At 45.8% G+C, this 12,803-nt stretch carries 11 protein-coding genes; 1 reads left to right on the top strand and 10 read right to left on the bottom strand.

Annotated elements, in window-relative coordinates:
- Complete coding sequence (locus E5342_RS05780) at positions 1 to 732, top strand: response regulator transcription factor (protein WP_005861388.1); 732 nt, start codon at positions 1 to 3, stop codon at positions 730 to 732.
- Positions 733 to 813: 81 nt separating this feature from the next.
- Here E5342_RS05780 and E5342_RS05775 read toward each other — a convergent pair whose 3' ends face one another.
- The 10 genes from E5342_RS05775 to mraY form a co-directional block, all read right to left on the bottom strand.
- Positions 814 to 2,229 (bottom strand): carbon starvation CstA family protein, encoded by a 1,416-nt coding sequence (locus E5342_RS05775; RefSeq protein ID WP_135959008.1) that lies wholly within the window; start codon positions 2,227 to 2,229, stop codon positions 814 to 816.
- Between the two features lie 115 nt (positions 2,230 to 2,344).
- Positions 2,345 to 2,794 (bottom strand): GatB/YqeY domain-containing protein, encoded by a 450-nt coding sequence (locus E5342_RS05770; protein ID WP_005861384.1) that lies wholly within the window; start codon positions 2,792 to 2,794, stop codon positions 2,345 to 2,347.
- Positions 2,795 to 2,813: 19 nt separating this feature from the next.
- On the bottom strand, positions 2,814 to 4,151 hold the full coding sequence (gene ftsZ, locus E5342_RS05765; RefSeq protein ID WP_121736697.1) for a cell division protein FtsZ: 1,338 nt from the start codon (positions 4,149 to 4,151) through the stop codon (positions 2,814 to 2,816).
- 34 nt (positions 4,152 to 4,185) lie between these two features.
- Positions 4,186 to 5,562, bottom strand: a complete 1,377-nt coding sequence (gene ftsA, locus E5342_RS05760) for a cell division protein FtsA (RefSeq protein ID WP_121736696.1) — start codon at positions 5,560 to 5,562, stop codon at positions 4,186 to 4,188.
- 5 nt (positions 5,563 to 5,567) lie between these two features.
- The gene (locus E5342_RS05755; protein ID WP_005861378.1) at positions 5,568 to 6,296 is read right to left on the bottom strand and encodes a cell division protein FtsQ/DivIB; all 729 of its coding nucleotides are present in this window, start codon (positions 6,294 to 6,296) and stop codon (positions 5,568 to 5,570) included.
- Positions 6,293 to 7,681, bottom strand: coding sequence for a UDP-N-acetylmuramate--L-alanine ligase (murC, locus tag E5342_RS05750; RefSeq protein WP_135959007.1), 1,389 nt, complete (start codon positions 7,679 to 7,681; stop codon positions 6,293 to 6,295). Before murC ends, E5342_RS05755 begins: the two co-directional genes overlap by 4 nt.
- Before the next feature lie 5 nt (positions 7,682 to 7,686).
- Positions 7,687 to 8,793, bottom strand: a complete 1,107-nt coding sequence (gene murG, locus E5342_RS05745; protein ID WP_121736694.1) for an undecaprenyldiphospho-muramoylpentapeptide beta-N-acetylglucosaminyltransferase — start codon at positions 8,791 to 8,793, stop codon at positions 7,687 to 7,689.
- Positions 8,780 to 10,087 (bottom strand): FtsW/RodA/SpoVE family cell cycle protein, encoded by a 1,308-nt coding sequence (locus tag E5342_RS05740; RefSeq protein ID WP_135959006.1) that lies wholly within the window; start codon positions 10,085 to 10,087, stop codon positions 8,780 to 8,782. Before E5342_RS05740 ends, murG begins: the two co-directional genes overlap by 14 nt.
- Positions 10,088 to 10,199: 112 nt before the next feature.
- Entirely contained in the window at positions 10,200 to 11,537 is a 1,338-nt protein-coding gene (gene murD, locus E5342_RS05735; protein WP_121736692.1) for a UDP-N-acetylmuramoyl-L-alanine--D-glutamate ligase, read from the bottom strand.
- A 3-nt stretch (positions 11,538 to 11,540) separates the two neighbouring features.
- Entirely contained in the window at positions 11,541 to 12,800 is a 1,260-nt protein-coding gene (mraY, locus tag E5342_RS05730; RefSeq protein WP_121736691.1) for a phospho-N-acetylmuramoyl-pentapeptide-transferase, read from the bottom strand.
- Positions 12,801 to 12,803 lie beyond the last annotated feature (3 nt).

Raw genomic sequence — 12,803 nt, 5'->3', positions numbered from 1 at the left:
ATGGAAGAAAAACTAAAGATCTTCTTTTGTGAAGACGATGAGAATTTAGGAATGCTTTTAAGAGAATACTTACAAGCTAAAGGGTATGTAACGGACCTATTCTCTGACGGAGAAGCTGGATACAAGGGTTTTACCAAGGGCAAATACGATCTTTGCGTATTGGATGTCATGATGCCAAAGAAAGATGGTTTCACCTTGGCACAAGAAATTCGCTCTATCAATCCTGATATCCCTATTATCTTCCTTACAGCCAAGACTATGAAGGAAGACATCTTGGAAGGATTCAAGATCGGTGCGGATGACTATCTGACAAAACCGTTTAGCATGGAAGAGCTATTGCTTCGTATCGAGGCTATCCTTCGCCGTGTGAAAGGTAAAAAGATGAAAGATATTCCTTTCTACAAGTTAGGAAACTTCTTGTTCGATACCCAAAAACAAACGTTGGCTATCGGCGACAAGGTTACGAAACTTACTACCAAGGAATGCGAATTATTAAGTTTACTATGCGCCCACGCAAATGAGATCCTAGAGCGTAACTACGCCTTAAAGACAATCTGGGTAGATGATAACTATTTCAACGCTCGTAGCATGGACGTTTATATTACGAAACTACGTAAACTATTGAAAGACGATCCGGGTATCGAAATCATCAACATCCACGGCAAAGGTTATAAATTAATCACTCCTTCCGGAGAGGAACAAGCCCGTGAGGAAGGCATACAAGTGCTTTAATTCACTTTGTCGCAAATAAGAGGAGGGCTGAATCATTATAAGGTTCAGCCTTCTCTCTATCATAACGATGCTTTTTCTAAATCATAACAATGAAATCTTTCGTTTCCAAATGAGGAAAAGGGCTAAAACAAGAATCGTGACCGCAATACCCGCACATTGAGATATACCGACAGAAAGTCCCAGCCCTTCTGGAGCCACAAATATATAAGTAGAGCAAACCGTTGTCATAAACAAGGCCGGGATTAAGGTAATCCAATACAGCTTTTTTGCCTGAACCAAATATACAGTCAACGCCCATAAGGTAAACACCGCTAAAGTCTGGTTGCTCCAAGCGAAATAGCGCCAGATCATATCGAAACCATCCTTATCCTTTTGGCTATACAATAAGATAGCTATAGCGACAATAAACATCGGAATACAAATCATCAAACGCTTTGCGATTGTCTTTTGTTCCAAATGGAGGAAATCTGCCACGATCAAACGAGCCGAACGGAAAGCCGTATCACCCGACGTGATAGGAGCAGCGATCACCCCAAGTATCGCCAATATCCCACCTACAGCTCCCAGCCATTCTTTCGTGATACTGTCTACTACGACAGCTGCATTCGTCTCCTCCATACCATTATTATGAAAGAAATAAGTCGCTGCAGCGGCCCAAATCAAAGCAACAATACCTTCGGTGATCATCGCCCCATAAAATACAGGACGGGCATACTTCTCACTCTTCATGCAACGGGCCATCAAAGGACTTTGGGTAGCATGAAAACCGGAGATAGCACCACAAGCTATACTCACGAACATGATCGGGAAAATAGGCAAGCCATCCGGATGCGTATTACTAAGCCCATCCGTGATCTCCGGCAATGGCGGCTGATAAATAAATAACATGGCCAAGATGCCTACGGCCATAAATAATAAAGCGATCGCAAACAAAGGATAGACTTTTCCTATAATCTTATCTACAGGCAATAAAGTTGCCAATATATAATAAAGGAATACAACGATGATCCAAAATGTGACATCCAAATATCCTGGGGTCAACGTAGCCAACAGTCCTGCTGGTCCAGCTACGAAAACAGCACCAACCAAAACCATCAAGAGAACCGTGAACCCCCGCATAAATTGCTTAAAGTTATTTCCCAGATACCGTCCGATCAATTCCGGTAAGCTTTCACCATGATGCCTCAGCGAGAGCATTCCCGCTAAGGCATCATGTGTGGCCCCTGCAAATATACTTCCCAACACAATCCATAAGAAAGAAGCGGTTCCGAACTTAGCACCCATAATAGCACCGAAAATAGGTCCCAGACCCGCTATATTCAAAAACTGGATCATGAAAATCTTCCAAGTAGGCAAGGGTATATAATCAACACCATCTTGTTTCGTAAAAGCCGGAGTAACCCGGGAGGGATCTACACCAAACACCCGCTCGACAAATTTACCATACGTAAAATATCCAACAATAAGAACTATCAGACAACATGTAAAAGTAATCATGGTTTTCTAAAGAATTAAATTGTCAAAGGAAAAGGTATATACGAGAAAACCGTACCAAGGGCATTCTAACGAGTAATAGTCAAAATGCCCTTAGTACGGTATTCGTATGAATCAATTAATTAAGTAAACGCTTAACCGTCTCGGAAATCATCCGTCCTTCGGCTCTTCCTGCCAATGCTTTTGAGGCTACCCCCATTACCTTACCCATATCTTTCGGGCCAGCGGCACCGACTTGAGCGATAATAGCTTTCAATTCTTTCTCCAATTCCTCGGCAGACATTTGTTGAGGCAAATATTTCTCAATCACTTTTACTTGCTCCAACTCAACATCCGCTAGGTCTTGACGGCCCTGTTGCACATAAATCGTAGCGGAATCTTTCCCTTGTTTCACCAACTTCTGCATGATCTTCAAGGCATCCGCATCCGTCAGCGTATCATTGGCTCCCGGAGCGGTTTTCGCTTCCAAGAAAAATTTCTTTACATTTCTCAATGTCTCCAAGGCGACTTTATCTTTCGCCTTCATCGCGTTTTTAATGTCTTCGCTGACTTGTTCAAATAAATCCATATCCTTATTATATTATTAACTATCGGAAACTAATTCTCTTTTTCTCATCTCGCGGAGCATCTTGACGAGGTTGGGCACTCGATTTTATAACAGGCTGGGAAACCTTTCGCACATCACGATCAAAACCTTTCCCATGAGAACGATCAAGACATTTAGGATCCCGATTGTATGTAGGATTATCTTCCAACAAGGAGATCAAAAGCTCATCATCCAGCTCCTCAGGGTTGAGTATAACAGATTTCGCTACACTCTTATATGAATTATAATATCGGTCAATCAGCTTATCTTCTTCCGCTCTCTGTTGTTTCAACGCCGCCACACGCTCAGCGGCCTTAATCATATCATCCTCGGTTTCATAATCCTTAGCTTCATCAGACAAGACATCTTCCAAACCAAATCCGGTAGCCACGATTGTTATCTTAATCTTATCCCCCAAGGTGTCATCATAGCCATGCCCCCACTTCACCTCGTATTCCGTATTAAACTTATCCATGAAATTATCGATATCCCCCATCTCGCTAACCTTCAACTCATTCTCATGGCTATAATAAATCACGAAAGCAACCCGCTGGGCATTATAAATCTTATCCTTATCAGTGGCCAGCGTATTTTGTAAAGCCTGCTCTATAGCTAAGTGCAAACGTCCTTCGCCCTCGCCCAATCCTACACTGACCAAAGCGACTCCGCTATTACGCATCGTAGTATCCACATCCGCAAAATCCACGTTCTGCTCTAAATCGGTCGTGATAATCTCGGCGATACTACGTGCAGCAATCGTCAATGTCTCATCAGCCTTACGGTTGGCTTGCGGAACAGACAACTCTTCCAGTCCCAAGAGATCTTGATTATTCACCACCACTAAAGAGTCCACGTTCTCGGCCATCCGACGTACCCCCTTTAAAGCTTTTACCAACTTTGAACGTCCTTCAAACACATAAGGAATGGTCACGATACCAACCGTCAATATCCCCATATCCCGGGATATCTTGGCTACAATAGGAGCTGCGCCCGTTCCGGTTCCACCTCCCATTCCTGCTGTAATAAAAGCCATTTTCGTACCATCATTCAACATAGAACGTATATCCTCCTCGCTTTCCAATGCGGCCGACTCTCCTCTTTCCGGGCGGTTTCCTGCGCCCAATCCACCCGTGGTATTCACTCCAATCAAAAGTTTATTAGGCACATCCGACTTGCGCAAAGCTTGATTATCAGTGTTACAAAGAACAAAAGAGACATCATGAATACCTTCCTTATACATATTGGTTACCGCATTTCCGCCGCCGCCTCCAACGCCTATCGACTTTATAATATTCAGTGTATCCACAGGCAAGTTAAAATTTAATATCGTATCATCCATATTTTCATGGTTTTATTCGATTAATAAATAACTATCAGATATTCTCTTCATCAAAGAGTCCGCCCATCAAATTTTCCCTCTTCCTCCGTAATTTGTCCCAAAAACTGTCTTCCCGACTCTTAGTTCCTCCCTTACGGGTATCTTTTCCTATAGAAGTCTTGGCTTGAGGCTCTTTAACCTCTGGTTCCGGAGTAACTACAGAAGTCTCTGATTTCTCTTCTACCTGATCAGGCTGTTCCGGAACAAAGACCGGCTCCGGAGTGACCGCACAATTCACCTCGCCCTTCATCAGAATACTCAAGGCCACCGCAAATAAGGAGTCATTAGTTACCAAGTCTCCACTCTCCACGGAGTTCCGGCTAACAGATGCATAACGTACCTCCAACTTAAATATCTCCTTAATCAAATCCGGTAAACGTTGCAAGTTAGCTCCTCCACCAGCGATCACCACACCTGCTCCCAACATTCCAGCCGTTTGTACCATCCGCTCCAAACAGGCAAATACATTCTCTACGATCTCTTTGGTACGAGCTTCAACCACATTATTCAATTCTTTTTGAGTAACAGCGGCACCAAATCCTATAGATGAAGTAATCTGCACATGATCATTCGTCCGGTCTGTCACAGCACTTCCGTATGTCTGTTTAAGCCGTTCAGCCTCTTGCGTTGAAAGGCCAAGGGATTCTATATCTTTTGTTATCACATTTCCTCCAAACGGAACCACAGACAAACCAAGCAACTTACCCTCCTTATATACGACCAGCGTCGTGACTCCTGCCCCAAATTCAATCAAGGCACAGCCTTTAGCTTTGTCCGTATCGGTCAAAACACTATCTGCCAAAGCCAGCGAAGAGACAATGAGACCTGCAATCTCCAGTTTCGCTCGTTCCACACTATAGATCAAATTTCTCTTCAATGAGGGACGCCCTACGATCAAACGATAGCGAGCCTCAATTCTCGAACAAGAAAGCCCCACCGGATTGGCCACTTGCTTATTATCCAAAAAATAAACTGGAGAAACCGCAACCAGCACATCCCTCATATCATCCGATTGGTACTTACAACATTCCTGCCGCAAAGAGTCGAGCAATTCATCCGTCACGACACCACTCACACCTAACAATTTAGAAACAGAGTGCTCTATAGAACAAAGTGACTGACCGGCTAAGCCTACATAGACTTTTCCAATCTTTGTCCCATTCAATTTATTTTCCAATTTATTGACAAGACGTTTAATTCTCATCGCCGTCTCATCAATATTATATACACATCCTCTTCGTATGCAGGTGCCGGAGTTCTCAACTTCGTAGGCGATGATTGAAAGAGCGCCCGTCGCATTCTTAGTCCCCACCATTCCTACCATATGGGAGGTACCTAGGTCAATAGCTGCTATAAAGTCTGTGTATGCCATATCATCTATTTTTTAGTACAAACAATCTGATTCTTATATTTTAAATTAATCATACTGTACTTTTCCCAACCCACTTTAGGGATCGCTTGTTCATAGAAAAGCTTTAAATTCGCAAGCTTTTCTTCGAATTCATCCAAAGTACCCAACATGATCCGGTGGTTACCCACTCTTGGAATAAGTTCTATATCATTATCCGGATAGACATAGATTTGTTCAATCTGGTCATTCCAGAACTCATTCTCTTGCAAAAATAATGCAAATTTGTATAAGTCGGTCACCGCAAGCTCTTTTTCCACATATCCACTCACAATTGGCACATGTGCGGCATACCGACGACTGATCGGCATGGTGGTTCCCAGATTATCCACGTAATAACTACCTCTTACGCCCATAATCCGGAGGATAGGCATCTTTTGCATGACCTCTAGTTTGATAATCCCCGAAGGAGTCTTATACGCCTCCACTTGGGCGATCATCTCATTCTTAAGTAATTCCGTCTCTATCCGATCCGTATTCACGTCGGCCATTGGCCGCTTGATCGGATCTAGCCCGGCTTTCTTCAGTATAGACACAAGGTCGCTCTCGCTCACGAAGTGTTTATCCAGACTGTCTTTCACCACGACTTGCAGATCTTGGCAAATAGAGTCCTGACGTATTTCCCGAAAGAAAAACGACACAAACACGATGTAACAGAACAACAACGTGGCTACTACTATGGAAATTATTCGGATCACGGTTTCCTTATTTGTTTACATAAAATCTCTTTTACAGGCTCCACCAAACGGTCGATATTACCGGCGCCTACCATTAATACTACCTCATATTTTCCGGCGGCAACCACGTCCAAAAGCTCTTCCTTCTTACACAGCGTCTTGGAAGGGATCGTCACCTTATCAAAAATGATCTGAGAGCTCACCCCCGGAATCGGTTCCTCACGAGCCGGATAGATATCCAGCAAGATCAACTCATCCAATAAAGAGAGACTTGCGGCGAAATCACCAGCGAAATCCCGGGTACGGGTATATAGATGCGGCTGGAAAATACCTGTCACCTTACGACCCGCATATAATTCCTTCACCGACAAGATACTCTGTCGCAATTCGGCCGGATGATGGGCATAATCATCGATCAATACCACTTGATCAGTCTTCAAATGGAAATCGAAACGGCGGCGAGGTCCGGCAAATGTAGCCATACCCTTTTTCAAATCCTCCGGTTTCACTCCGTTCAACCAAGCGATCGCCATAGCCGCTACCCCGTTCTCTATATTAACCTTTACGGGAACACCTAATTCCACATCTGGAATACGGATTTCCGGACCAACGAAGTCAAAGATAATATTTCCGTCGCAAATACGAATATTTTCAGCGTAAAAGTCCGCTATTTCCGTAACGGAATAGGTATATTTCTTGACACCCTCCTGTAAACGGGGCGTTACGTTGATTCCTTTCTTGATCAGTAGACAACCATTGGGACGAATTAAGGAGGTAAATTTCTCGAAACTCTCCCGGTAAGCCTCCGCCGTACCGTAAATATCCAGATGATCTGGATCTGCGGAAGTAATCACTGCCATATAAGGAGTAAGCCAATGAAAAGAACGATCGAACTCATCCGCCTCGATCACGGTAAAGTCGCTCGTATCAGACAACATCAGATTGCTCTCGTAGTTCTTTAGGATTCCACCGAGGAAAGCATTGCAATCCACCGGCGATTGTTTCAGCAAATGAGCCAGCATAGAAGAGGTTGTTGTCTTACCATGCGTTCCCGCCACGCATAAACCCCGGCTACTTTTCGTGATCTCTCCCAAGACACGTGCCCGCTTCATCACCTCAAAACCCTGCGCACGGAAATAGGTCAACTCCGTATGCGACTCCGGTACCGCCGGCGTATAAACCACCAGCGTATCATCGGGCGACTTGAACGCCTCCCCGATCAAAGCTACATTATCCTCATAGTGAATATCGGCTCCCTCCTTTTTCAACTCCTCGGTTAAATCGGAAGGGGTCTTATCGTATCCGCCCACTCGTTTTCCCTTAGAGAGGAAATAACGGATCAAGGCACTCATTCCAATGCCCCCGGCACCTACGAAATACACCGCTGTCACTTTATTTATATCCATATTCCTTATTTCTTATCTATAATCTTAACAATCTCATCCACGATCCGGTCCGCGCTATGGCGTTGCGCCAAGGTCTCGATATTACGGCTCAACGTACGCAAACGTTCATCGTCATGAATAATCTTCAAAGCGGTAGGCACCAAATCCTTCTCCGCATCTTTATCGGCGATCATAACGGCGGCATCCTTATTGACCAAGGCCAAGGCATTCTTGGTCTGATGATCTTCCGCCACATTCGGCGAAGGCACCAAAACCACCGGTTTTCCTAATAAGCAAAGTTCCGAGATAGAACTAGCCCCCGCACGAGATATCACCAAATCGGCCGCTGAATAAGCATAATCCATACGGGTAATAAAGTCCGAGCACCAAACCGGCAATCCCCGATACGCCTTCAAATGCTTGGAAGCGTCGTTGTAATAATACCGACCGGTTTGCCAAATAACCTGCACATCCGAGGCGAAGAACTTATCCAGATCCCCTTGGATGCTCCGGTTGATCGTCCGTGCACCAAGGCTACCACCCACCACAAGGATCGTCTTTTTCTCCGGAGAAAGCCCAAAGAACGCCAGTGCCTCCTCTTTCTTACTCAGTGCCTCTTCCAAATCCTGTCGTACAGGATTTCCCGTAATCACAATCTTATCTGTCGGAAAGAACTTCTCCATGCCCTCGTAAGCGACACAAATCTTGCTTGCTTTCTTCGCCAACAACTTATTGGTCACACCGGCATATGAGTTTTGTTCCTGTATCAACGCAGGAACACCTTGCGAAGCCGCCATCCATAAAGTCGGTCCACTGGCATAACCGCCCACGCCGACCGCGATATCCGGCTTGAACTCACGGATCGTCTTCCTCGCCAAGCGCAAGCTTTTCGCTAAGCGAGCCATGACCTTCACGTTATTCATCAAGTGGGCACGATCAAACCCGCTCACCGGTAAACCTACGATTTTATAACCGGCTGCCGGAACCTTATCCATTTCCATGCGATCTTCCGCTCCCACAAATAAGATTTCCGCATCCGGAAAACGTTTCTTGAAAGTATTAGCGATAGATATGGCCGGGAAGATATGGCCTCCCGTACCACCGCCGCTTATTATAATTCTATATTTCTCCATGTTTCAATTCTTTTCTTGATCCCTCCGATTCTTCTACCGCTTCCAACGAAGCGTCCTGTACCCAATTCGTTATCTCCTCCTCCGTTAAGGCAGGGGGGGCGGAAGCAGCGGTCTCATCCTCAGGCAACTCATCTTCCTCATTTCCCATATTGGCTCCAAAGCGACTTACACTCAAGATCATCCCAAAATACACACAAGAGATAACCGTAGAGGTTCCACCGCGGCTTACCAGAGGCATAGGTTGCCCCGTGACTGGGATCAGATTAACGGCTACCGCCATATTCGCCAGCGCCTGCACCACAAGCAGCAACCCGCACCCTAACACTAAGTACTTGGGAAAAAGCCTGTCACATTTACGGGCTATCATCCCCACACGCACCAACAGCCAAATATAGAGCAGCAAGACCCCGACTCCACCAACAAGGCCCAACTCCTCGATGATAATCGCATAGATAAAATCAGAGTAAGCCTGCGGCAAGAAATCCCGTTGTTGCCCATGTCCTGGCAGCTGAGGCGACAAGCCGCCCCGCGCAATCGCTATTTTAGCATGGGTAACTTGATAATTATCGTCGTTAAATAGCTCCTTTGCGTCGAACGTGTCTTCATTCGATTTGATGACAAGACGATTCTTCCACGTCACCACCCGGTCTAAAACCGGTAATTTCGCCCATACCTTATTGGGAATCACAAACCAAGAAGCGATAAACACCCCCAGTAACAACGTCAATATGCCCGCCAGCTTGGCCAATCTCAGCAAGGAGATTTGCCCGACAAACATCATCAGGAAACAAACCCCAAACAGCATAAATGCCGTAGAGAAATTCTCCGGCAGGATCAAGGCACACGTCAAGCTCACCCCTCCTAATATCCACCAATAAATCTGATTTTCCGTAAACTTCCCTCGTCGGCTCAGCATAAACGCAACAAAGATAATGCACCCCAGCTTTGCAAACTCCGAGGGTTGTACCTGAAAACCCAAGATAGACAACCAGCGATGCGCATCATTCGCACTAATTCCTATGAAAGGTGTCACCAGCAACATGCCAATGGATATTGGCAAGACAATGATCCCCGCGGCAAAAAGACGGCAAGGGACATTATGCAAGACCAGTACGACCACGAAGCCGGCAAGCAAGAATGACGCATGGCGGGCTATCGGCCCCCAATGGTTGACATTCTTATAAGCCAGCGTACTGGTCGCGCTAAACACCTCTACCGCAGAGACCAGACACAGGAACATGAAGATGATCCATATCACCCGGTCGCCCTTAAACAGTTTACTCGCTAAATCCATCTCGTTTATTTTCTTTACACAACATCGTTTTTATCCTTCCCCGAAAGCCTTTCCGACATCCGCGGCAGACCTCCTCAGACATCCGCGGCAGGCCTCGGAGGAGGGCTGCGGGCTACAATTCCCTCACGCAGCGCTTGAACTGATCGCCCCGATCCTCATAGCTCTTGAACAGGTCGAAACTGGCGCAACAAGGAGAGAGCAATACCGTATCTCCCTTATGAGCCATCTTATAAGCTTTCGCCACAGCCTCTTCCATCGAGCGGGCGTCTTCTATATTCGCCACTTTCCCGTCGAAGAAAGCATGTAGTTTCGTATTATCCACACCCATGAAAATCAATGAATGCACCTTTTTATTCACTAATTCCTCGATCTCCGAATAATCATTCCCTTTATCCGTGCCCCCTAAGATCAAAACGACCGGAGTCGTCATGCTTTGCAAGGCATACCAACAAGAGTTTACGTTCGTAGCTTTCGAGTCATTGATATAATCAACACCACGTACGCGAAGCACCTTCTCCAAACGGTGCTCGACACCCGTGAAATCACTGAGTGAGGCACGTATTTTCTCATCATGAATGTCCACGATCTTGGACGCTATCCCCGAAGCCAAAGAGTTATACAGGTTATGCGTACCAGTCAATGCCAATAGGTCTTGTTCCATCGTAAATGTTCCGTTTGCCGTTTCAATAACTACTTGATTATTTTCCGTATATCCCTTCACGCCGTTCTCATACGTCCCGGCGAATGGGTAAAGAGTAGCCTTAGGATGCCGTTTAGCGATCTCACGGGCTATGATCGGGTCATCGTTCCAGAAAATGAAGGCATCATCCTTCGTCTGATTTTGTAAGATGCGGAATTTAGCATCTACATAATTCTGCATCTCATAGTTATAACGGTCCAAATGATCCGGTGTTATATTCAATATAATAGCGATATCCGCTTTAAAGTCGTACATGTTATCCAATTGGAAACTGCTCAACTCGATGACGTAGACCGCATGAGGATCTTCCGCAACCTGAAGTGCCAAGCTGTTTCCCACATTTCCGGCTAAACCCACGTCCACGCCCGCTTCTTTCAGTATATGATACGTAAGCATCGTCGTTGTCGTCTTGCCGTTGCTACCCGTGATGCAAACCATCTTCGAATCCGTATACCTTCCGGCAAACTCGATCTCAGAAATGATCGGCGTACCTTGCTTCTTCAATAACTGTATGACAGGGGCCTTGTCGGGAATACCCGGGCTTTTGACAATTTCGTCGGCACTCAAGATGTCGGCTTCGGTATGCTGTCCCTCTTCCCAACGAATCCCGTGGTTGTCCAGCATCTCCTTATACTTAGGTTTGATAGAGGATTTATCGGACACGAACACGTCGAATCCTTTCGCCTTCGCCAAGACAGCGGCTCCCGCACCGCTCTCCCCAGCCCCTAATATAACCATTCTCTTACTCATCTTTTATCTCATCTTTAACGTAACTATCGTCATAACAGCCAAAATAATACCGATCAACCAGAAGCGAACCACGATCTTCGATTCAGGCACGACATTGAACGGCTTTTGGATCAACGCCTGTATACCCGCGTTTCCCGGCTTCTGGAAATGATGGTGCAAAGGGGCCATCTTGAAGATACGGCGACCTTCCCCATACTTCTTCTTCGTATATTTAAAGTAGGCCACTTGCAACATGACCGATATATTCTCCACCAAGAAAATACCGCAGAGGATCGGTATCAACAACTCCTTACGGATGATGATCGCGAAAACGGCGATAATGCCTCCCAAGGTCAAGCTACCCGTATCTCCCATAAATACTTGGGCCGGATACGAGTTGTACCATAAGAAACCAACCGTGGCACCGATAAAGGCAGCGGCATAAACCACCAATTCCTCCGCACCGGGTATAAACATGATATTCAAGAACGAGGCGAACTCAAAGTGGGATGACATATAGGCCAAAATACCGAGTGCCACCCCGATGATAGCCGATGTTCCGGCTGCCAAGCCATCCAAGCCATCCGTCATATTGGCTCCGTTCGACACGGCGGTCACCACAAAGATCACCATCAGCACGAACACCAGCCACGCGGCCTCCTCCTTATAATCGCCCGCCCAGTTTACCAAGTTCGCATAATCGAAATTATTGTTTTTCAAGAACGGGATAGTAGTCTTTGTGGACTTGGTCTCCATCGTATGATAACGTACCTCCTCGATCACGTTATCATGGCGCACCTCCATATTCTCCTTGATCACCACGTCCGGACTCATGAACAATACCAAGCCAACGATCAGGCCCAGTCCTACTTGCCCGACGATCTTGAAACGTCCGTGCATACCCTCCTTGTTCTTCCTGAACACCTTGATATAATCATCCGCGAATCCCAAGGCACCCAGCCAAACCGTAGTCACCAACATCAATATCACATAGATATTATTCAACTTGGCACACAGTAAAGTAGGGATCAATATAGCGATAATAATGATAATACCTCCCATCGTCGGCGTTCCCTTCTTACTCATCTGCCCCTCCAATCCAAGATTTCTCACCGTCTCCCCGATCTGCAACATTTGCAACTTATCGATGATACGCCGGCCGATCGCCGTAGAGATGAACAAGGACAAGATCAAGGCCAAACCCGAGCGGAAAGATACATACTTAAACATACCCGCTCCCGGGAAATCCAACTGATCCAAATAACTAAAAAGATAATAAAGCATGTC

Origin of the sequence: Parabacteroides distasonis, from assembly GCF_004793765.1 — a bacterium.
GTDB classification, from domain to species: domain Bacteria; phylum Bacteroidota; class Bacteroidia; order Bacteroidales; family Tannerellaceae; genus Parabacteroides; species Parabacteroides distasonis_A.
The sequence above is the reverse complement of the archived record's forward strand: the minus strand, read 5'-3'. Positions and strand labels throughout refer to the sequence as shown.